General features: G+C 71.6%; 17 protein-coding genes and 1 tRNA gene. 10 read left to right on the top strand and 8 right to left on the bottom strand.

Features of this window, described 5'->3' with window-relative positions:
• Positions 1–58 precede the first annotated feature (58 nt).
• Positions 59–745 carry a histidine phosphatase family protein gene (locus tag PH203_RS09700; RefSeq protein WP_289918650.1) on the bottom strand — a complete coding sequence of 229 codons (687 nt, stop codon included), beginning with the start codon at positions 743–745 and terminating at the stop codon, positions 59–61.
• 173 nt (positions 746–918) lie between these two features.
• Between PH203_RS09700 and corA the strand changes: the two genes are divergently transcribed.
• Positions 919–1,914 carry a magnesium/cobalt transporter CorA gene (corA, locus tag PH203_RS09695; RefSeq protein WP_289918647.1) on the top strand — a complete coding sequence of 332 codons (996 nt, stop codon included), beginning with the start codon at positions 919–921 and terminating at the stop codon, positions 1,912–1,914.
• 39 nt (positions 1,915–1,953) lie between these two features.
• On the opposite strand, the gene PH203_RS09690 is transcribed toward corA, so the two are convergent.
• Together PH203_RS09690 and PH203_RS09685 are read right to left on the bottom strand one after the other, a co-directional pair.
• The gene (locus PH203_RS09690) at positions 1,954–2,742 is read right to left on the bottom strand and encodes a ferritin-like domain-containing protein (protein ID WP_289918646.1); all 789 of its coding nucleotides are present in this window, start codon (positions 2,740–2,742) and stop codon (positions 1,954–1,956) included.
• 235 nt (positions 2,743–2,977) lie between these two features.
• Positions 2,978–4,033 (bottom strand): LLM class F420-dependent oxidoreductase, encoded by a 1,056-nt coding sequence (locus tag PH203_RS09685; RefSeq protein WP_289918645.1) that lies wholly within the window; start codon positions 4,031–4,033, stop codon positions 2,978–2,980.
• A 178-nt stretch (positions 4,034–4,211) separates the two neighbouring features.
• Here PH203_RS09685 and PH203_RS09680 point away from each other — a divergent pair, with 178 nt between their 5' ends.
• Together PH203_RS09680 and PH203_RS09675 are read left to right on the top strand one after the other, a co-directional pair.
• On the top strand, positions 4,212–5,195 hold the full coding sequence (locus PH203_RS09680; RefSeq protein WP_289918642.1) for an aldo/keto reductase: 984 nt from the start codon (positions 4,212–4,214) through the stop codon (positions 5,193–5,195).
• Positions 5,192–7,705, top strand: coding sequence for a helix-hairpin-helix domain-containing protein (locus PH203_RS09675; protein WP_289918641.1), 2,514 nt, complete (start codon positions 5,192–5,194; stop codon positions 7,703–7,705). Before PH203_RS09680 ends, PH203_RS09675 begins: the two co-directional genes overlap by 4 nt.
• A gap of 140 nt (positions 7,706–7,845) precedes the next feature.
• Here the strand turns inward: PH203_RS09675 and PH203_RS09670 are convergent, their stop codons facing one another.
• Complete coding sequence (locus PH203_RS09670; RefSeq protein WP_289918638.1) at positions 7,846–8,520, bottom strand: hypothetical protein; 675 nt, start codon at positions 8,518–8,520, stop codon at positions 7,846–7,848.
• Positions 8,521–8,567: 47 nt separating this feature from the next.
• Between PH203_RS09670 and PH203_RS09665 the strand changes: the two genes are divergently transcribed.
• Positions 8,568–8,756, top strand: coding sequence for a DUF5703 family protein (locus PH203_RS09665; RefSeq protein ID WP_030053310.1), 189 nt, complete (start codon positions 8,568–8,570; stop codon positions 8,754–8,756).
• 67 nt (positions 8,757–8,823) lie between these two features.
• Here the strand turns inward: PH203_RS09665 and PH203_RS09660 are convergent, their stop codons facing one another.
• The 3 genes from PH203_RS09660 to PH203_RS09650 all read right to left on the bottom strand — a co-directional run bounded on the left by PH203_RS09660 (position 8,824) and on the right by PH203_RS09650 (position 11,510).
• Positions 8,824–9,675 carry a chaplin gene (locus PH203_RS09660; RefSeq protein ID WP_289918613.1) on the bottom strand — a complete coding sequence of 284 codons (852 nt, stop codon included), beginning with the start codon at positions 9,673–9,675 and terminating at the stop codon, positions 8,824–8,826.
• Positions 9,676–9,813: 138 nt separating this feature from the next.
• Entirely contained in the window at positions 9,814–10,047 is a 234-nt protein-coding gene (gene chpH, locus PH203_RS09655) for a chaplin ChpH (protein ID WP_289918611.1), read from the bottom strand.
• A 137-nt stretch (positions 10,048–10,184) separates the two neighbouring features.
• Positions 10,185–11,510 (bottom strand): M20/M25/M40 family metallo-hydrolase, encoded by a 1,326-nt coding sequence (locus tag PH203_RS09650; RefSeq protein WP_289918610.1) that lies wholly within the window; start codon positions 11,508–11,510, stop codon positions 10,185–10,187.
• A gap of 187 nt (positions 11,511–11,697) precedes the next feature.
• On the opposite strand from PH203_RS09650, the gene PH203_RS09645 reads away from it, so the two are divergent.
• From PH203_RS09645 to PH203_RS09630, 4 genes are all read left to right on the top strand, one after another.
• Positions 11,698–11,785, top strand: a tRNA-Leu gene (locus PH203_RS09645).
• 303 nt (positions 11,786–12,088) lie between these two features.
• Positions 12,089–15,940 carry a Pls/PosA family non-ribosomal peptide synthetase gene (locus PH203_RS09640; RefSeq protein WP_289918608.1) on the top strand — a complete coding sequence of 1,284 codons (3,852 nt, stop codon included), beginning with the start codon at positions 12,089–12,091 and terminating at the stop codon, positions 15,938–15,940.
• A 74-nt stretch (positions 15,941–16,014) separates the two neighbouring features.
• Positions 16,015–17,358 (top strand): M1 family metallopeptidase, encoded by a 1,344-nt coding sequence (locus PH203_RS09635; RefSeq protein WP_289919430.1) that lies wholly within the window; start codon positions 16,015–16,017, stop codon positions 17,356–17,358.
• A 13-nt stretch (positions 17,359–17,371) separates the two neighbouring features.
• The gene (locus PH203_RS09630; protein ID WP_289918605.1) at positions 17,372–17,749 is read left to right on the top strand and encodes a YchJ family metal-binding protein; all 378 of its coding nucleotides are present in this window, start codon (positions 17,372–17,374) and stop codon (positions 17,747–17,749) included.
• Positions 17,750–17,759: 10 nt separating this feature from the next.
• Here PH203_RS09630 and PH203_RS09625 read toward each other — a convergent pair whose 3' ends face one another.
• Positions 17,760–18,461 carry a FadR/GntR family transcriptional regulator gene (locus PH203_RS09625; RefSeq protein ID WP_289918604.1) on the bottom strand — a complete coding sequence of 234 codons (702 nt, stop codon included), beginning with the start codon at positions 18,459–18,461 and terminating at the stop codon, positions 17,760–17,762.
• Between the two features lie 128 nt (positions 18,462–18,589).
• On the opposite strand from PH203_RS09625, the gene PH203_RS09620 reads away from it, so the two are divergent.
• Entirely contained in the window at positions 18,590–19,096 is a 507-nt protein-coding gene (locus PH203_RS09620) for a gluconokinase (RefSeq protein WP_289918603.1), read from the top strand.
• A gap of 56 nt (positions 19,097–19,152) precedes the next feature.
• Positions 19,153–20,550, top strand: coding sequence for a gluconate:H+ symporter (locus PH203_RS09615; RefSeq protein WP_289918602.1), 1,398 nt, complete (start codon positions 19,153–19,155; stop codon positions 20,548–20,550).

The following is a 20,550-nucleotide window of genomic DNA, read 5'->3' as shown; positions in this document are numbered from 1 at the left end:
TGAACGTCCATACGTGAACGTGCTTGTGCGGACCGCTTCACCCTACTGCGCCCGACGATCACGGTGCGCCCGCACCGCCCCCGACCGGAGCGTCGCCGCCCGGGGGCGCCTCGCGCGGGGCGAGGGAGGTGAAGTCACCGGTGTCGCCGAGGCGTACGAGAAACGGCCGCAGTCGTGTGTAACGGATCGCGGTGATGGAACACGGTTCGACGGAGATCCTCTGGAAGAGGTCGAGATGAAGCCCCAGTGCGTCCGCCACCAACGACTTGATGATGTCGCCGTGCGAGCACATGAGATAGACGGCGTCGGCACCGTGATCGCGCTCCACGCGCGCGTTCCATTCGCGTACGGCCTCGGCGGCGCGGGTCTGCATCGCCCGCATCGACTCGCCGCCCGGGAACGCGGCCGCCGAGGGGTGGGCCTGGACGACCTCCATGAGCGGCTCGTCCATGAGCTCGGCGAGCTTGCGGCCGGACCAGTCGCCGTAGTGGCACTCACCGATCCGTTCCTCGGTGTGCGGGCTGAGTCCGGGACGGGCGTCGAGCAGCGGCTGAATCGTTTCCTGGCAGCGCTGGAGCGGGCTGGTGACGATCTCCGAGATCGGCAGCCCGGCGAGGCGCCCGGGCAGCGCGGCGGCCTGCGCGCTCCCGCGCTCGTCCAGGGCGACACCGGGCGTCCAGCCGGCGAGCAGTCCCTCGGTGTTGGCGGTGGATCGTCCGTGCCGGACGAGGATCAGCGTGGGCATGCGGCCCAGCGTAGGCGCACGCGCCCGGCCGCAGGGGCGCGCCGGTGCCGGGAGGCGGCGCGTGCGGAGGCCCGGAGGGCCGGGCACGGCCGGGCTGCCGACACCGGCTGGAGCACCCCGGCGGCGAAAGCGTCGCTGTGCGTCGGCCGACGAACGACGGGAGAATACGCAGCGTGATCGTCGACTGTGCCATCTACCGGGACGGGCACCGGACCGAGGGCCCCGAGGACCTCTCCGACGCCCTGGACGAGGCGCGGGCCGCGGGCGGGTTCGTGTGGATCGGGCTGCATCAGCCGTCCGAGAAGGAGTTCGACCTGGTCACCCAGGAGTTCGGGCTGCACCCACTGGCCGTCGAGGACGCCTTGAAGGCCCATCAGCGGCCCAAGCTGGAGGTCTACGACGACTCCCTCTTCGTCGTCCTGAAGCCGGTCGTGTACGAACCGAAGAGCGACCAGGTCTCCACCGGCGAGGTCATGCTCTTCCTGGGCGACGGCTTCGTGGTCACCGTGCGGCACGGCGAGGGCGCCCCGCTCAAGGCCGTGCGGCAACGCCTGGAGCAGGAGCCGCAACTGCTCGGCAAGGGGCCCACGGCGGTGCTGTACGCCGTCTCGGACGCCGTCGTCGACCACTACCTGGACGTGGCGACGGAGCTCCAGACCGACCTGGAGGAACTGGAGGCGGAGGTGTTCTCGCCGGACGGCGGCGGCTCGCGCCACACCGCGTCCCGGATCTACACCTTCAAGCGGCAGATCCTGGAGTTCCGCCGGGCCACCGGGCCGCTCGCGCTGCCGCTGAACCGGCTGGCGGCGGTCGGACAGTTCGGTTCGGGCGTGCCCTTCGTCAACGAGAAGGCGCGGCCCTTCTTCCGCGACGTGAACGACCACCTCACGCGCGTGAACGAGTCCGTGGAGGGCCTGGACCGGCTGGTGTCGGACATCCTGTCGGCGCATCTCGCGCAGATGAGCGTCCGGCAGAACGACGACATGCGGAAGATCTCCGCGTGGGCGGCCATGGCCGCGGTCCCCACGATGATCGCGGGAATCTACGGCATGAACTTCGAGCACATGCCGGAACTGCACTGGGTGTGGTCGTATCCGGCGGTGATCGCGGTCATGGCCGCCCTGGAGGTGCTGCTGTACCGGCTGTTCAAGAGCCGGGGCTGGCTGTAGGACTCGTTGTAGGACCGGCTGTAGGGCTGTCCGCCGGGCTCACGCGAACTCGGGTGCGGAGCCGGCCGGTCCGCCGAGGGCGTTGCGCCGCTCGGGCATCCTCAGGGAGACCATCCGGCGCCAGCCCGCGGCGCGTTCGTAGGCGTACACCGCGTGGATGCCCGCCGCGAGGACGGCCGACTTCGCCGTCGGCCAGCCCAGGATGCGGCCCATGTGGGCCATGACCGCGAGGCTGACGTCCCGGTAGATGCGGATCTCGGCGAGCGCACACTCCCTGAGCGTGCGCTGGATGTCCCGGCCGTGCCCCGCGGCCGCGAAGCGCAGCAACTCCTCGTGGCAGTAGGCGAGGTGGTTGTCCTCGTCGCCCGAGATCATCTTCACCGCGCGGCCGAGCTCGGGATGGTCGGCGAAGTGCTTGCGCAGCAGCTCCATCTGCTCGGAGGCGCGCTGCTCGGTGACCCGGCTGTGGGCGAGGTAGGTCACGATGTCCTGCACGGTCAGCGGTTGGTCGGCCTTGAGCTTGTCGTGGGCGAGACCGATGCCGCGCTTCTCCAGGAGCATCGTGTAGTCGGTGTCGGGCGGTACGGGGACGGGTTCGAGGCCGCGCTTCTTCATCAGGGCGTTGAAGATCCGCCCGTGCTTGTCCTCGTCGGCGCCGTGCCGGGTGATCTTGGGGGCGAGTGCGCGCTCGCCGTCGGGGACGAGCGCGGCGATCCGGGCGTTCTCCCAACCGCCCTGCGACTCGCCGCTGGCCGCGATGGAGCAGAACAGCCGGAAGGACTCGTCGTTGTCGAGGATCTCCTGGAACAGGCTCTTGGCCGAAAGCATCGTGGGCACCTCTCAGCAGGACTCCGCTGCACTCCGCAAAGAACGAGTCAAATGCTGCGCGAGAGGTGCTGCAACAGCTGTGTCGGACAACTCCGCCAAAAGGAGGACCCCGCGGGTCACGACAGGGGCGTAACCGAGCGGGCGCCGGCGCGTTGTTCTGCGTGACGGCCGTGGCGGGGAAGACCCCCGAGCCCCCACCACGGCCGCAGAAACCTCCGGCGCTCCCCGCCGTGCGTCACGCGAGCCCGGCGCGCTCCAGGGCCTCGGTGCCGGCGCGGAGCGAGGCGATCCGCTCGTCGAGCGTGAAGCCCGCGGGCGCCAGACTGAGCGTGGTGACACCGGCGGCCGCGTACTCCTTCATCCGGTCCGCGATGCGGTCCACGGAGCCCAGCAGCGTCGTCTGGTCGATCAGGTCGTGCGGGATCGCGGCCGCGGCACCCTGCTTGTCACCGGACAGGTACTTCTCCTGGACCTCGGCGGCGGCCGCCTCGAAGCCCATGCGCTGGGCGAGCTGGTTGTAGAAGTTCTGCTTGGCGCTGCCCATGCCGCCGACGTAGAGGGCGGTGTAGGGGCGGAATGCGTCGGCGAGGGTGGCGACGTCCTTGTCCTCGCCGACGGCGAGCGGGAGCGTCGGGTGGACGTCGAACCCGTCGAGGGTCTTGCCCGCCTTCTCGCGCCCGGCCCGCAGGTACTTGATCGTGGTCTCCTCCAGGTGGGCCGCGGAGGGGAAGATCAGCAGCGCGCCGTCGGCGATCTCACCGGTCTGCTCGAGGTTCTTGGGCCCGATCGCGGCGATGTACAGCGGGATGTGCTCGCGCTCGGGGTGCACGGTGAGCTTGAGCGGCTTGCCGGGGCCGCCGGGCAGCGGCAGCGTCCAGTGCCGGCCCTCGTACGACAGGCGCTCGCGGGTCATGGCCTTGCGGACGATCTCGACGTACTCACGCGTGCGTGCCAGCGGCTTGTCGAACTTGACGCCGTACCAGCCCTCGGAGACCTGCGGTCCGGAGACGCCGAGGCCGAGGCGGAAGCGGCCGCCGGAGAGCGAGTCGAGGGTGGCGGCGGTCATCGCGGTCATGGCCGGCTGGCGGGCCGGGATCTGGAAGATGGCCGAGCCGACGTCGATGCGCTCCGTCTGCGCCGCGACCCAGCTGAGCACGGTCGCCGCGTCGGAGCCGTAGGCCTCGGCGGCCCAGCACACGGCGTAGCCGAGGCGGTCGGCCTCCTGGGCGACGGCGAGATTGTCCGCGTCCATTCCGGCGCCCCAGTAACCGAGGTTGATGCCGAGCTGCATGGCCGATTCCCCTTACCCATCAGTAACGTCCCTGGTTTCCCGACCTTAGCGTGGGGTGTGCGGATCGGGGCAGCTGGCGGTCGTGTTCTTCCGCCCACATGAACGGGTGTGCCGATGCGGGAAACTGGTCGTCCACAGGCCCCCACACCACTGGTTCCGGCCAGTAATGTCGGCGTTCATGGAGCAGAGGCATCTCGGCCGCACCGGCCTGCGCGTGTCCCGTATCGGTCTGGGCACCCTCACCTGGGGCAGGGACACCGACGAGCACGACGCCGCGGACCTCTTGAAGACGTTCTGGGAGGCGGGCGGGACCCTCGTCGACACCGCGGACGTGTACGGCGACGGGGAGTCCGAGTATCTGCTCGGCCGCCTCATAGAGGGCCTGGTCCCGCGCCGGGACCTCGTCATCTCCACCAAGGCGGGCAGCGTGCCCGACCCGGACCGCCGCTTCGACGGCTCGCGCGGCCATCTGCTCGCCGCGCTGGACGCCTCCCTCGCCCGCCTCGGCACGGACTACGTCGACGTGTGGCAGGTCCACGCCTACGACCCGGACACCCCGCTGGAGGAGACCCTCCAGGCCCTCGACCTCGCGGTCGGCAGCGGCCGCGCGCGGTACGCCGGGGTCTCCAACTTCTGCGGCTGGCAGCTCGCCAAGGCCGCGACCTGGCAGCTGGCGGCGCCGGGCACCCGGACCCGGCTCGCGGCCACGCAGCTGGAGTACTCCCTCCTGCAGCGCGGCGTCGAACGCGAGGTGCTGCCCGCCGCGCTGGACCTCGGCATCGGTCTGCTCCCCTCCTCGCCGCTCGGCCGTGGCGTCCTCACGGGCAAGTACCGCAACGCCACGCCGGCCGACTCGCGCGGCGCCTCGGAGCATCTCGCCCCCTTCGTCGCCCCCTACCTCGACGACACGGCGAGCCACATCGTCGACGCCGTCCAGACCGCGGCCGACGGACTCGCGGTGACCCCGCTCCAGGTGGCCCTCGCCTGGGTCCGCGACCGTCCCGGCGTCACCGCGCCCATCGTCGGCGCGCGCAACGCGCAGCAGCTCACGGCGGCATTGTCAGTGGAGGCCCTTAGTCTTCCTGACGAGATCTGCCGGGCGCTCGACGATGTGTCGGCGCCCGTGCACCGCTATCCCGATCACGACTGGAGCACGCTGTGAGCACGGAGCCGGAGCCCACGGAGGAGACCGAGCCGGAATCGCCGGACACCGTGGAGGAGACGGTCGCGGGGGCCGACGACACCGGGGCGGGCAAGGACGAGCCCCGGGGTGGGCCTTCCGAGGGCGACAGCGGACAGAGCGAGGTGGCGGGCGAGATGCCCGACACCGACACCGACGACGGGGAGAGCGGGACCGGGGACGGTGCGGCCGGGCACCCGGGCCTGGAGAGCGACGGGGCGGCGGAGCCCGGGGCCGCCGCGGGCGACGGGGCCGACAGGGCCGACAGGGCCGACAGGGCCGACAGCACAACTGAGGCCCGGACCGCCGCAGCTGACAAGGCCGACGGCGCTGCTGAGGCCCCGGCCGCCGCAGGCGACGAGGCCGACAGCACCGCTGAAGCCCCAGCCGCCGAAGAGGACGAGGCCGACGGCACGGCTCAGTCCGAGTCCGCCGGAGGCGATGGCGCCGCCGCGGCCCAGCTGACCGAGGCGCAGGCCGAGCTCGCCGCGCAGAAGCTGGAGCGGGAGCGGATCGAGCGGCGCAGGGCCGAGAAGCAGGGGCCCGTCGCGGCCGGGGCGAAGCTCAGCGGGAAGGCTGCCGATCTGCTGGCCGCCGTACGGGCCGTCGAGAGCGGGGCGAAGCCCGTGGCGGCTGTCTTCGCCGAGCCCGAGGCCCCGCGCCGGTCGGCGCCGGAGCCGGAGCGGCGGCCCCAGCCGGTGGTGGCGTCGCCCGACGTGCCCGTGGCTCCCGCGGCGGAGACCGTCGAGTCCGTGCGGCGGGTCCTGGCCGAGGGCGGCGCCCCGGAGTCCTTCGGACCGCAGGTCGCCGCCGCGCTCGGCGAGAGCGCGGCCGGGCAACTGCGGGACGACCCCTGGCAGTTGCTGCGCGTCGCCGGTGTACGGCCCGAGCAGGCCGACGGGTTCGCGCGGGCGCTGCTCGGCGCGGAGTGCGGGCCGGACGACGAGCGGCGGGGGCGGGCGATGACCGTCTGGCTGCTGGAGCAGGCGGCCGTGGCCGGACACACCGCGCTCGAACTGCCCACGCTCACCGCCGCCCTGGCCAAGCAGGGCGTGCCGGACGCCGACACCGCCGTGCAGAACACCCTCGCGGAGGCCGAGGCCCTGGTCTTCCAGGACGCCCTCGACCCACGGGCTCCCGAACCGGAGGAGGGCGAGGAGCGGCCGGTCCGTGTCCTGGCCGGACTGGAGCGGTACGCCCTCGCCGAGGAGAGCCTCGCCGACGGACTGGCCCGGCTGATCAACTCCGTACCGAAGCAGGACGGTTCGGCAGCGGACTGGGAGCGCGCCGCGAGCTCGGCCAAGGGCTCCGCCGGTGAACTGATTCGCGCGGTCGGGGACCACGGCCTCGTGCTCCACACCGGCGGGGAGGCGTCCCTGGCAGAACCGGCGGCGCTGCTCGCCGCGGCCCGCGAGCTCGGTCTGCGCGCCTGGGCGGCGGCTCACGGCCCACTGGGCCGGGATCGCTTCAGGGCACTGACGGGCGGACCCGGCGACGCGGCCGCGTTCGAAGGCTCCGGCGCGCCGGACCACCCCGCTCCCGCTGCCACCGTGACCGGCCTCCTCTCCGGTGCCGAAGGCCCTGGCCGGGACGCGGACGGTGCCCTCGATCTCGATCTCCTCGTGGTGCTCGACGCGCCTCAGCTGGACGTGGAGACGGCGGCGCTGCTGACGGAGTCGTTGCCGGACGGAGCGCGGCTGGTGCTGGCCGGGGACCCGGCGGTGCTGTGGTCGGCGGGGCCGGGGCGGGTGTTCGCCGATCTGCTGGCCGCCCGTGTCTGCCCGCAGGTCGCCTCCCGCCGCCCGGACCCGGGCCCCCTCGGCGAACTGGTCTCCGGCATCGGCATCGGCGAGCTCAACCAGGTCGAGGCCCCTGGCAAGGAGGTCGTGATCGTCCCGGTCCGGGACGCGGGCGAGGCCGTGCACCGCACCGTGCAGCTGGTCGCCGACTCGGTCCCGCGGGCGCTCGGCGTCCCCGCCGACCAGACCCAGGTCATCACCCCGGGCCACGGCGGAGCGGCGGGCACCCGCGCACTGAACGCGGCCCTCAAGGACCGCCTCAACCCGGGCCCGGGCCGTTTCGGCGGCTTCGACCCGGGAGACCGCGTCGCCTACTCCCCCACCCCGGGGCGCACCCTCCCGGGCCGCGTGGTGAAGGCCGACGCGGAGGGCCTCCACCTGTCCTGCGCCGGCGAGGACATCGTCGTACCGAAGGAGCGGGTGGAGCAGTCCGTGCGTCACGGCTGGGCCCTGACCGCCCACCAGGCGGCGGCAGGCCGCTGGCCCGCGGTGGTCGTGGTGCTGCCGGGAGACGCGGCCCGGTCCCTGACCCGGCCGTGGGTCTACACGGCGTTCAGCCGGGCGGAGCGCCATTTGTCCGTGGTCCACGGCGCGGACCAGGCCCTGCCGAGGGCGGTGGCGGAGATCCAGGCGAAGCCGCGCACGACCCGCCTGCCCGTCCTGCTCGCCACACAGGTCCCGGCGGCGGGCTGACCCGTCTGACGGGGCGTGGGGCCGTGACGCGATGTGCGGCTCCGCCGCGGGCAGCCCCCGCCGCCCCCGGCGGAGCCGACGGCCCGCAGACACACGACGGCGGCGGTCACGGAATCCTCCGTGACCGCCGCCGTCCGTGATCAGCGCTCGGAGTCCAGCGGTTCCAGATCCTCGTCCTCGTCCAGATCCGTGTCGAGGTCGTCCAGCTCGTCGTCGGACTCGTCGTCGAACACCGCACTGACGTCGAACCGGCAGACCACCCGCTGCGGATCGATCTGCTCGAACGGTCCCTCCAGCCACTCCCCGGGATCCGCCGGCTCGTCCGCCGCGGTCACCCACAGCGTGGAGTCGCCCTCCTCCAGCCCGAACTCCTTGTGCCGTGACGCGATCTCGTCCGGCTCGAACTCCCCGAACAGGATGCCCAACGCTCCGTGCACGGTGCCGGAGGCCTCCGCACCGTCGTCGTAGTCCGCCGCCTCGATCCGCTGTGCCTGCGCCAGCAGCCGCTGCGGCTCGGCCACCGCGTAGTCACGGCGGATCAGCACGCTCACCGCGTGCGGCTCCTCGGGACCCGCGTAGGGCGGCAGATCCTCCGTGCCGGGAATCTCGAAGGGCGTGACCTCGTCATAGCGGTCGTAGAGCAGCTCGTCGTACGCCTCGGCGGCCGCGGCAAGTTCGTTGAACGCTTCGTAGACGGTCGGGTCGTCCTCCCCCGACCGGCGTTCGACCGCCGCCAGGTGGCGGTCGAGCGCGGTCTTGACCGCCTCGGCGGCGGCACGTACCTCGGCAGCGGTGGGCTGCACAGCATCAGACATAGTGCAGACGCTATCCGTACCGGGCCCCAGCCCGCACAATAGATGCGATGCCGGAATACGAATTTGTCGACGTGTACGTACCGCGGGGGGTCTCCCGCAAGGACGCCACACGTCTGCTGACGGACCATGCCGAGTACGGACACTGGGAGTTGGACCGCCTGAGCCTGCTGCGTGACGGAAGCCGCAAGGTGCGGCTGCGCCGCAGGATCATCCGCCAGGTACGCGCCACCTGGTGAGATGACGCGACCGGAAACGGAGCGGGCCCCGCCGAGGCGGGGCCCGCTCCGTCATGCGCTGTGTCCCCTACGCGGATGCCCGTGCCTTGCGGTAGAGCACCGTTCCGGCCAGCAGCGCGCCCGCGCCGGCCGGCAGGGTCAGCCCCAGCGGCAGTTCGCTGCCGGTGTGGGCGAGCTGGGCCCCGCCCTGGGGCTGGGTGACCGACTGGGCGCCCGGCTGGTTGGGGTGCGTGGGACGGCCCTGCCCCTTCCCGTCGTCCGAGGACGGCGGCGTGCTCGGGGAGCCGGGCTCACCCGGCTCGACAGGGTTGCCGGGGTTGTCCGGGTTGCCTGGGTTATCCGGGTTGCCCGGCTGGTTCGGGTTACCTGGCTCGTTCGGGTTCCCCGGCTGGTTCGGGTTGCCCGGCTCGTTCGGGTTGCCGGGAGGCGGCGTCTGGTCTCCGCCGCCGGGCGGCGTGCTCGGGTGCCCGCCGCCGGAGCCGCCACCGTTCGAACAGTCGTTGCCGGTGGTGGAGTTGCCGATGCCGATGACGTCGACGCTGTTGCCGCAGACGTTCACGGGGACGTGCACAGGGGCCTCGACATGGTTGCCGGAGCCGATGCCCGGCGAGTCACTGGCGTGCCCGTGGGCGGACGAACCGCTGCCTCCGGAGCCGCCGTGCCCCCCGGACGACCCGCCCTGGTTGGTGCAACTGTTGCCGCTCGCCGGGTTGAGCACCCCGACGGCGTTCACCGTGTTGCCGCACACATTGACGGGCGCGTGCACCGGCGCCTGCACCGTGTTGCCGGACAGCACACCTGGCGAGTTCGAACTGGAGCCGCTCGCCCCTGAGTCCGCGTGGGCGGCACCGCCCACCGCGGCGATCACGCCGGACGCGGCCGCCACGGTCATCAGGCCTTTGCGGGTGACCTGTCGCATCGCTGGATTTCCCCCTGCCTTTCCGATTTCGGTCTGCATTTCGAGCTCTGCATCGTGGTGAAAAGACCGGTCGGCCCCGGAGCGCGTGGCTCGCGCTCCGGGACCGACGGACGTCAAACGACCCTCAGCGGATCGGCGTCACTTGTTGATGCAGGTGTTGCCGAAGGCAGGGTTCAGCAGCCCGATCACAGAGATGGTGTTGCCGCAGACGTTCACCGGGACGTGAACCGGAGCCTGAACGACGTTGCCGGACAGGATGCCGGGCGAGTGCACGGCAGCACCCTGGGCACCCGAGTCGGCGACGGCCATGCCCGCACCCGCGAGAACCAGACCACCGGTGGCGGCCGCAGCGGCGACAACCTTCTTGAGCATTTTTCCTCCTTGTTGGCAAAAGCGATCTCGTGTTGCTGATCGCATCACCTGTAACGAGGAGGAACTAATGAAGCTACGAGCCGATGAGCGTGTTCACTCTTCTCAGTCGCTCCCGCACGCGCAGCCGATTACCGGCGTCAAGACGCGTCGATGAACCGGTCGAGCACCCGCACCCCGAACTTCAGCCCCTCCACGGGCACCCGCTCGTCGATGCCGTGGAACATGCCGGCGAAGTCGAGCTCCGGCGGCAGTTGCAACGGCGCGAAGCCGAAGCAACGGATGCCGAGGTCGTCGAAGGACTTGGCGTCGGTGCCGCCGGAGAGCATGTAGGGCACGGCCTTGGCGATCGGGTCCTCGGCGCTCAGCGCGGTCTGCATGGCGTCGACGAGCTTGCCGTCGAAGTCGGTCTCCAGCGCCTTGTCGCCGTGCACGTCCTCGCGGCGCACCCGCGGGCCGAGGATCCGGTCGAGGTCGGCGAGGAACTCCTCCTCATAGCCGGGCAGGAAGCGCCCGTCGACGTGAGCGGTGGCCTGGCCGGGGATGACGTTGACCTTGTAGCCGGCGCCGAGCATGGTGGGCGCCGCCGAGTTGCGCAGCGTGGCCCCGACCATCTTGGCGATGCCGCCGAGCTTGGCGAGGGTCTCGTCCATGTTCTCGGGGTCGAGCTCGGTGCCGAGGGCGTCGGAGAGCTCGTCGAGGAAGGAGCGCACGGTCTTGGTGACCCGCACCGGCCACTTGTGCCGTCCGAGCCGGCCGACGGCCTCGCACAGTTCGGTGATGGCGTTGTCGTCGTTGGTCATCGAGCCGTGTCCGGCGGTGCCGTCCACGGTGAGCCGCATCCAGTGCATGCCCTTCTGGGCGGTCTCCACCAGGTAGAGCCGCAGGTTCTCGTTGACGGTGAAGGAGAACCCGCCGACCTCGCCGATCGCCTCGGTCACGCCCTCGAAGAGATCGGGGTGCTTGTCGACGAGGTACCGGGCGCCGTACGTGCCGCCCGCCTCCTCGTCGGCGAGGAAGGCGAGGACGATGTCCCGCGGCGGCTTGCGGCCGCTGCGCAGCCGGTCGCGGACGACCGCGAGGGTCATCGCGTCCATGTCCTTCATGTCGACGGCGCCACGGCCCCACACGCATCCGTCGGCGACCTCGCCGGAGAAGGGGTGGTGGGTCCAGTCCGCAGCGTTGGCCGGTACGACGTCGGTGTGGCCGTGGATGAGCAGAGCGGGCTTCGAGGGGTCCTCGCCCTGGATACGAGCGACCGTGGAGGCGCGCCCCTGGTGCGACTCGAAGATCTGCGGTTCGAGCCCCACCTCCGCGAGCTTCTCGGCGATGTACTCGGCGGCCTTGCGCTCACCCGGGCCCGAGTGGTCGCCGTAGTTGCTGGTGTCGATCCGGATGAGCTCGCGGCAGAGGTCCACGACCTCGTCCTCGCCGGTGACGTGCCTGGTCGTGTCCGTCCCGCTCACGCTGGTTCCTCCCGCTGTCACTGCTGGTGGTTCCCCTCATCCTCCCTCTCCCCCGGGTCACGCCCAAGACCGGACCCGGCCCGTCACACGCCGTTCACGCGGGGGCGAGGGGGTGATCGGGGCACCTCGAAAGCCTGGTAATGTTTCCTCTGTCGCCGCGAGGGAAACCCCGCACGACAGACACCTTGTCCGGGTGGCGGAATGGCAGACGCGCTAGCTTGAGGTGCTAGTGCCCTTTATCGGGCGTGGGGGTTCAAGTCCCCCCTCGGACACCAGCGAAACCCCTGCTGAGCAGGGGTTTTTTGCTGTCTCCGACCGACAGTGCCGGACGAAGCCCGCACCGACCGGAACGCAATGTGGGGCATGTCTCGCCCTGTGTATATAACCGCAGGTCAGCGGAGACGAGGTGGGCCCGGCAAGGCACCCGGACGGGTCTCTCCGGTCGCTGCTCAAAGGGCGCGGGCCTAGCGTCGTACTAAAATTTCCGGCTTGTTACGGAGCTGGAGCCGGACAACCCCAGGCAGACCTGCGGGCCCGCCAGCGCCCCGGAGGTTTCCGGGATCGAGACGCGAGGACCGATGGCAGCCATACACGAGGGCAGCGCTCTCGGCCTGCTCGAGGAAGAGATCCGCGAGCGGTTCGGTGATACGGCACGTTTCTCCGGGGGCCCGGCGGCCTCCCCGCGCACGCTCGTCGACATCCTCGACGCGTCCGTGCGGTCGTTCCCCAACGAGCCCGCGCTGGACGACGGTACGACCTGTCTGACCTACCGTGCGCTGGCCGTGGAGGTCGAGCGGCTGCGGCGCCGGCTCGGTGAGGCCGGGGTCGGGCTCGGCGACCGGGTGGGCGTGCGGGTCCCCTCCGGGACCAATGAGCTGTACGTCGCGATCCTCGCCGTCCTGGCCGCCGGTGCCGCGTATGTGCCCGTGGACGCCGAGGACCCGGACGAGCGGGCCGAGTTGGTGTTCGGGGAGGCGGGCGTACGCGCCGTCGTGGGGGCCGGTCACGAGCTGACCCTCACCGGGCGCAGCGAGGTCCCCGCCGCGCGGCCCGGCGTCGGGCACGACGCGTGGATCATCTTCACCTCCGGGTCCACCGGGAAGCCCAAGGGTGTCGCCGTCAGCCATCGCAGTGCCGCCGCGTTCGTGGACGCCGAGGCCGCGCTGTTCCTCACGGACGAGCCCATCGGTCCGGGTGACAGGGTCATGGCGGGCCTGTCGGTGGCGTTCGACGCGTCCTGCGAGGAGATGTGGCTGGCGTGGCGGTACGGGGCCTGTCTGGTGCCGGTGCCGCGCTCGCAGGTCAGGAGCGGTGCCGATCTCGGGCCGTGGCTGGTGGAGCAGGAGATCACCGTCGTCTCGACGGTGCCGACGCTCGCCGCGCTCTGGGAGCCCGAGGCTCTGAGCGACGTACGACTGCTGATCTTCGGCGGTGAGGCCTGTCCGCCCGAGCTGGCGCAGCGGCTGGTGACCGAGGGGCGCGAGGTCTGGAACACGTACGGGCCGACCGAGGCGACCGTCGTGGCCTGTGCCTCGCTGATGAGCGGTGCGGAGCCGATCCGGATCGGGCTGCCGCTCGACGGCTGGGAGCTGGCCGTCGTCGACGAGGCCGGGGAGCCCGTGCCGATGGGCGCCAGCGGGCAGTTGGTGATCGGCGGGGTCGGGCTCGCGCGGTATCTGGACGCCGAGAAGGACGCGGAGAAGTACGCGCCGCTGGAGTCGCTGGGCTGGGAGCGGGCGTACCGCAGCGGTGACCTCGTGAAGGCCGAGCCGGAGGGGCTGGTCTTCCTCGGGCGGGCCGACGAGCAGATCAAGCTCGGCGGACGGCGGATCGAGCTCGGTGAGGTCGACGCCGCGCTGCAGGCGTTGCCGGGGGTCGCGGGTGCGGCGGCCGCCGTGCGTACCGCCCGGGGCGGGAACCAGCTGCTCGTCGGGTACGTCGTCACGCAGAACGGCTGGGACCACGCGGTCGCCGTCGAGAAGCTGCGCGCCGAACTGCCCGCCGCGCTGGTGCCGTTGCTCGCGCCGGTCGAGGATCTGCCGACGCGGACATCGGGCAAAGTAGACCGAAACGCGCTGCCGTGGCCCCTCGAAGGCCTCGAAACCAGCGGTCCCGCCGAGCAGTTGTACGGCACCGAGGCGTGGCTCGCGGAGCAGTGGAGCGAGGTGCTCGGCATTCCCGTGTCGAGTGCGCGGGACGACTTCTTCGCGATCGGCGGCAGCAGTCTTGCCGCGGCCCAGCTGACCACGCGACTGCGGACCCGGTATCCGAGCGCGGCCGTGCTCGACATCTACCAGCAGCCGGTGCTGCGGAAGTTGGCGCGGCGCCTTGAGGAGTCGACGCAGGACGACGGGGCGGCGCGGGTCGTCGCGCCGGTTCCGACGCGGGCGAAGGTGATCCAACTTCTGCTGCTGGCACCTCTGTTCACGCTGCTGGGACTGCGCTGGACCGTGGTGCTGGCCGCGCTGGGGAACGTACTGCCGTACGCCTGGCTGCCGACCGCCTCCTGGTGGGTGATCGGGGCGGCTGCTCTGGTGCTGTTCAGTCCGCCCGGGCGGCTCGCCGTCGCCGCCGGTGGGGCACGGCTGCTGCTGCGGGGTGTGCAGCCGGGGCGGTATGCGCGCGGCGGAAGTGTGCATCTGCGGTTGTGGACCGCCGAGCGGCTGGCCGAGTTCAGTGGGGCGACCTCGCTGACCGGGGCGTGGCTGGAGCGGTATGCGCGGGCGCTCGGTGCCAAGGTCGGGCCGGATGCGGATCTGCACTCGCTGCCGCCGGTGACCGGGATGCTCAAGCTGGGCCGGGGGGCCGCCGTCGAGTCCGAGGTGGATCTGTCCGGCTGGTGGCTGGACGGGGACCGGCTGGAGGTCGGCCAGGTCAAGGTCGGTGCGCACGCGGTCGTCGGGACGCGCAGCATGCTCTTCCCGGGCGCGCGGGTCGGCAAGCGGGCCGAGGTGGCGCCGGGGTCGGCGGTCACCGGGCAGATCCCGACCGGTCAGCGGTGGGCGGGGGCGCCCGCGGTCAAGCTGGGCAAGGCCAAGCGGAACTGGCCGAAGGAACGGCCGCGCAAGGGCACGTACTGGCGGGTGATGTACGGCCTGACGGGCTTCGGGCTGACCGCGCTGCCGGTGCTGGCGGGCGTGGCCGCGTTTCTCGCGGGGCGGGTGTTCTTCACACCGGACCGGCCGCTGCAGGGCGCCCTGATCGCCCTCGTGCCGGCCACGCTGGCGTTCGGGGCGGCGTATGCGCTGCTGATCCTCGTCGGCGTACGGCTGCTGAGCCTGGGGCTGCGGGAGGGGACGCATCCGACCCACAGCCGGGTCGGGTGGCAGGCCTGGACCGTGACCCAGCTGATGGACCGCTCACGGGAGACGCTGTTCCCGCTGTACGCCGGGCTGGTCACGCCGGTGTGGCTGCGGCTGCTCGGGATGCGGATCGGGCGGGGCGCCGAGGTGTCGACCGTGCTCGCGCTGCCGAGCCTGACGACCGTCGGTGAGGGCGCGTTCCTCGCCGACGACACGCTGACCGCGCCGTACGAGCTCGGTGGTGGCTGGATGCGGATCGGGCGGGCCGAGATCGGGCGGCGGGCGTTCCTCGGGAACTCGGGGATGACCGCGCCCGGGCGGTCCGTGCCGGACGGCGGGCTGGTCGGGGTGCTGTCGGCGACGCCGAAGAAGGCGAAGAAGGGCAGCTCGTATCTGGGGCTGCCGCCGGTGAAGCTGCCGCGGAACGCCGCCGGCGGCGACCAGAGCCGGACGTACGACCCGCCGGCGCGGCTGCTGTGGGCGCGTGGACTTGTGGAGCTGTGCCGGATCGTGCCGGTGTTCTGCTCGGCGGCGCTCGCGGTGCTGACGGTGGCGGCGCTGTGCGCGCTCGGCGTGTGGGCGTGGCCGCTGGCCGGGCTCGTGCTGCTCGCCGCGGGCGCCGCGGCGGCGCTGGTGTCGATCGCCGCGAAGTGGCTGCTGGTCGGACGGCATCGCAGCGGGGAGCATCCGCTGTGGAGCTCCTTCGTGTGGCGCAACGAGCTCGCGGACACCTTCGTCGAGGTCGTGGCGGTGCCGTGGCTGGCCGGGGCGGTGCCGGGGACACCGGTGATGACGGCATGGCTGCGGGGACTCGGGGCGCGGGTCGGCAAGGGTGTCTGGGTGGAGAGCTACTGGCTGCCCGAGACGGATCTGGTGACCCTGGAGGACGCGGCGACGGTGAACCGCGGCTGCGTGCTGCAGACGCACCTCTTCCACGACCGGATCTTGCGGACGGATACTGTGGTCCTCCGTGAGGGCGCGACGCTGGGTCCTGGCGGGATCGTGCTGCCCGGCAGCACGATCGGGGCCCGTACGACGCTGGGTCCCGCGTCGCTCGTCATGGCCGCGGAGTCCGTTCCGGACGACACCCGTTGGCTCGGCAACCCGATCGAGGCATGGCGTCCCTGAGCGCGGGCCACTCGGACCGGGAGGGCGGTGCGTCCGGACGGAGTGGTGGCATGGCACAGGGAGTAGACACAGCGGTGGCGGTTCAGCAGGCGGCGGGGTCGGACCCGTATTTCCCGGAGCACGGTGACGCTCGGTACCGGGTGCACCGGTACGAGCTCGCGCTGGAGTACCGTCCGGGCCCGAACCGGCTGTCCGGCACGGCCCGGATCAACGCCATAGCGGGACGGTCGCCGCTCGCCGAGTTCTTCCTGAACCTCGCCGACTTCAAGGTCGGGCGGGTGCGGGTGGACGGCCGCCAGCCGCACTACACGCACCGCGGCGGCAAGCTGCGTGTGCGCCCGGCGAAGCCCGTGCGTCCCGGTGCCGCGTTCACCGTCGAGGTGCACTGGGCGGGCAATCCCAAGCCGGTCAGCAGCCCTTGGGGCGGCCTCGGTTGGGAGGAGCTGGAGGACGGGGCGCTGGTGGCGAGCCAGCCGATCGGGGCTCCGTCCTGGTACCCGTGCAACGACCGGCCCGCGGACAAGGCGTCGTACCAGATCTCGATCACCACGCCGTCGGCGTACGCGGTGGTCGCGGGCGGCAGACTTCTGACCCGTACGACGCGTGCGTCCACGACGACCTGGGTGTACGAGCAGTCGGCGCCGACGTCCAGCTATCTGGTGGGGCTGGCGATCGGGAAGTTCCAGACGGTGCTGCTGGGCGACCCGGGGCCGGGCGGGGTGCCGCAGCACGGGCACATCCCGGCGCATCTGCTGCCGCATTTCTCACGGGACTTCGCCCGTCAGCCGCAGATGATGGATGTCTTCCAGGAGCTGTTCGGCCCGTACCCCTTCGAGGAGTACGCGGTCGTGGTGACCGAGGAGGAGCTCGATGTCCCCGTCGAGGCACAGGGGTTGTCGCTGTTCGGCGCCAACCATGTGGACGGGGCGCGGGGTTCGGAACGGCTGGTCGCGCACGAGCTGGCGCACCAGTGGTTCGGCAACAGCGTGTCCATCGCGGACTGGCGGCACATCTGGCTCAACGAGGGGTTCGCGAAGTACGCCGAGTGGCTGTGGTCGGAGCGGTCGGGCGGGCGGACGGCGCAGCAACTCGCCGCGGCCGCGCACCGGTTGCTGTCGGGGCTCCCGCAGGATCTGCGGCTGGCGGACCCGGGCCGCAAGTCGATGTTCGACGACCGGCTCTACGAGCGGGGCGGGCTGGCCGTGCACGCGGTGCGGTGCGCGATGGGCGACGTGGCGTTCTTCCGGATGCTGCGGGGGTGGGCGGGGCTGCACCGCAACGGGGCCGTGACCACGACGACGTTCACGGCGCACGCGTCCCGCTTCTCGCCGGAGCCGCTGGACGAGGTGTTCCGGGTGTGGGTGCACGGGACGGAGCTGCCGCCGCTGCCGATGCCGGAGACCCGGCAGGCCGTCTAGCACAATGGCGGTCATGAGCACCCGTCCCTGCCCCTGCGGCCTGCCCGACCCCTACGCCGAGTGCTGCGGCCGCTATCACTCCGGTGCGGCCGCCGCTCCGACCGCCGAGGCGCTCATGCGGTCCCGGTACAGCGCGTTCGTACAGGGGGACACCGCCTATCTGCTGCGGACCTGGCATCCGCGGACCCGTCCGGCGCGCCTCGGCCTCGACCCGGGGATGCGCTGGACCGGTCTGGAGATCCTCGGCACGAGCGACGGCTCGGCGTTCCACTCCGTGGGGACGGTGACGTTCCGGGCGTCGTTCCGGGGCGGGTCGCTGCACGAGCGGAGCCGGTTCGAGCGGGTGGACGGGGCGTGGGTGTATCTGGACGGGGAGTTCCTGGAGGACTGACCTGGTGGGCTCAGGGCGCCAGGATGTCCAGCTCCTGCAGCGCCCCCACCGTGATCTCCCGGGTCAGGGCCTCCGCGCGGACCGCGTCGCCCGCGCGGACCGCCTCGGCCACCTGGACGTGGAGGGTGACCGCGGCCGGGTCGGGGTCCTCGAACATGACCTCGTGGTGGGTGCGGCCCGCCAGGACTTCCGCCACGACGTCGCCCAGGCGGGCGAACATCTCGTTGCCGGAGGCCGTCAGGATGACCCGGTGGAAGGCCATGTCGTGGATGAGATAGCCCTCCAGCTGGTGGCCGCGTGAGTGGGCGACCATGCCCAGGGCGCACTCCGTGAGTTCCGCGCACTGTTCGGCCGTGGCGTGTTTTGCCGCCAGGCCCGCCGCGACGGGTTCGATCGCCGACCGCAGGACCGTCAGGGAGCGAAGCTGCTGGGGTCGGTCGGCGCCCGCGAGGCGCCAGCGGATGACCTGGGGGTCGTAGACGTTCCAGTCGGACTTCGGGCGGACCGTCACGCCCACGCGGCGGCGGGACTCGACCAGGTGCATGGATTCCAGGACGCGGACGGCCTCGCGCATCACCGAGCGGGAGACGTCGAACTCCTGGGCCAGTTCGTCCGTGCGCAGGACGCTGCCCGGCGGGTACTCGCCCGCGGTGATCGCCGGGCCGAGGGTTTCCAGTACTTGGCCGTGCAGGCCCCGGCCCGGTGTGCTCATGCACTCAGCGTACGCGTCAGATCACGGCCTCAAAAAGTCAGACTTATTTGTCACGGGCTCTTGAATTCGTCGTACCTAATGGGTTTCAGTTGCGTCGACATCACGTCAACGAAGACAGGTAGGCAGCGATGAACACCCCCCATGTCGTCGTGGTGATGGGCGTCGCGGGCACCGGCAAGACCACCATCGGTCCGCTGCTCGCCGCCCGGCTCGGCGTCCCGTACGCCGAGGGCGACGACTTCCATCCGCCGGCCAACATCGCCAAGATGTCGGCCGGCACCCCGCTCACCGACGAGGACCGGTGGCCCTGGCTGGACGCCATCGGCGACTGGGCGCACGGGCGGGCGGGACTCGGCGGGGTGGTCAGCTGCTCGGCGCTGAAGCGGTCGTACCGCGACCGGCTGCGCGCCGCCGCTCCCGGGCTCGTCTTCGTGCATCTCGCGGGCGACCGCGCCCTCATCGAGGACCGCATGTCCCACCGGCAGGGGCACTTCATGCCGACCGCGCTGCTCGACTCCCAGTTCGCCACCCTCCAGCCCCTGGAGAGCGACGAGGCGGGAGTCGTCGTGGACGTCGCCGGCAGCCCCGAGGAGATCACCGCCCGGGCCGCCGAGGCCCTGACCGAACTCCCTTAGCCCCCTGCCTCCCCGCAGCACCCCTCCCCCGTCCCCGTACCTGCAAGGGAAGACCCGTGACCAGACTCAGCGTCGAGTTGCTGGCAGCGGACCCCGTCGAGCCCATCACCTCGGCCGGTCACGCTCAGCTGGGCATCGCAGTCCTGGCGGGCATCGCCGTCATCGTCCTGCTCATCACCAAGTTCAAGCTCCACGCGTTCCTCTCGCTGACCATCGGCTCGCTGGCGCTGGGCGCGTTCTCCGGAGCGCCGCTCGACAAGGCCATCGCCAGCTTCACGACCGGCCTCGGTACGACCGTCGCCGGCGTGGGCGTGCTGATCGCGCTCGGTGCGATCCTCGGCAAGATGCTCGCCGACTCCGGCGGCGCCGACCAGATCGTCGACACCATCCTCGCCAGGGCCGGTGGCCGGTCGATGCCGTGGGCGATGGTGCTCATCGCCTCGGTGATCGGTCTGCCGCTGTTCTTCGAGGTCGGCGTCGTGCTGCTGATCCCGGTCGTGCTGATGGTCGCCAAGCGCGGCAACTACTCGCTCATGCGCATCGGCATCCCGGCCCTCGCCGGTCTGTCCGTGATGCACGGCCTGGTCCCGCCGCACCCCGGCCCGCTGGTCGCGATCGACGCGGTCAAGGCCGACCTGGGTGTCACCCTGGCGCTCGGCGTCCTCGTGGCGATCCCGACGGTGATCATCGCCGGTCCGCTGTTCTCGCGGTACGCGGCCCGCTGGGTGGACGTCCCGGCCCCGGACAAGATGATCCCTCAGCGGGCCTCCGAGGACCTGGAGAAACGTCCCGGCTTCGGCGCCACGCTGATCACGATCATGCTGCCGGTCATCCTGATGCTCTCCAAGGCGCTCGTCGACATCGTCATCGACGACAAGGAGAACACCACCCAGCGCGTCTTCGACGTCATCGGTTCGCCGCTGATCGCCCTGCTCGCCTCGGTCCTGCTCGGCATCTTCACGCTGCTGCGTCCCGCGGGCTTCGGCAAGGACCGGGTCTCCGGCCTGGTGGAGAAGGGCCTCGCACCCATAGCGGGCATCCTCCTCATCGTCGGCGCGGGCGGCGGCTTCAAGCAGACGCTGATCGACACCGGCGTGGGCGCGATGATCCTCGACATCTCCGAGGACTGGTCGATCCCGGCCCTGCTGCTGGCCTGGCTGATCGCGGTCGCCATCCGGCTCGCGACCGGTTCCGCGACGGTGGCCACGGTCTCCGCGGCCGGTCTGGTCGCCCCGCTGGCCGCCGACATGTCGACGACCCACGCGGCCCTCCTGGTCCTCGCCATCGGCGCCGGGTCGCTCTTCTTCAGCCATGTCAACGACGCCGGGTTCTGGCTGGTCAAGGAGTACTTCGGCCTCGACGTCGGCCAGACGATCAAAACCTGGTCGGTCATGGAGACGATCATCTCGGTCGTCGCCGGCGGTGTGGTCCTGCTGCTCTCGCTGATCATCTAG

Source organism: Streptomyces sp. S.PB5 (assembly GCF_030403745.1).
Lineage (GTDB): Bacteria > Actinomycetota > Actinomycetes > Streptomycetales > Streptomycetaceae > Streptomyces.
The sequence above is the reverse complement of the archived record's forward strand: the minus strand, read 5'-3'. Positions and strand labels throughout refer to the sequence as shown.

Bases quoted from the DNA above. Each gene is read 5' to 3' on its own strand.
- PH203_RS09680 (WP_289918642.1), top strand. From the start codon at position 4,212: ATGGAGCAGAGGCATCTCGGCCGCACCGGCCTGCGCGTGTCCCGTATC.
- PH203_RS09630 (WP_289918605.1), top strand. From the start codon at position 17,372: ATGAGCACCCGTCCCTGCCCCTGCGGCCTGCCCGACCCCTACGCCGAG.
- PH203_RS09625 (WP_289918604.1), bottom strand. From the start codon at position 18,461: ATGAGCACACCGGGCCGGGGCCTGCACGGCCAAGTACTGGAAACCCTC.
- PH203_RS09690 (WP_289918646.1), bottom strand. From the start codon at position 2,742: ATGCTTTCGGCCAAGAGCCTGTTCCAGGAGATCCTCGACAACGACGAG.
- PH203_RS09670 (WP_289918638.1), bottom strand. From the start codon at position 8,520: ATGTCTGATGCTGTGCAGCCCACCGCTGCCGAGGTACGTGCCGCCGCC.
- PH203_RS09685 (WP_289918645.1), bottom strand. From the start codon at position 4,033: ATGCAGCTCGGCATCAACCTCGGTTACTGGGGCGCCGGAATGGACGCG.
- PH203_RS09665 (WP_030053310.1), top strand. From the start codon at position 8,568: ATGCCGGAATACGAATTTGTCGACGTGTACGTACCGCGGGGGGTCTCC.
- PH203_RS09640 (WP_289918608.1), top strand. From the start codon at position 12,089: ATGGCAGCCATACACGAGGGCAGCGCTCTCGGCCTGCTCGAGGAAGAG.
- PH203_RS09660 (WP_289918613.1), bottom strand. From the start codon at position 9,675: ATGCGACAGGTCACCCGCAAAGGCCTGATGACCGTGGCGGCCGCGTCC.
- chpH (WP_289918611.1), bottom strand. From the start codon at position 10,047: ATGCTCAAGAAGGTTGTCGCCGCTGCGGCCGCCACCGGTGGTCTGGTT.
- PH203_RS09620 (WP_289918603.1), top strand. From the start codon at position 18,590: ATGAACACCCCCCATGTCGTCGTGGTGATGGGCGTCGCGGGCACCGGC.
- PH203_RS09700 (WP_289918650.1), bottom strand. From the start codon at position 745: ATGCCCACGCTGATCCTCGTCCGGCACGGACGATCCACCGCCAACACC.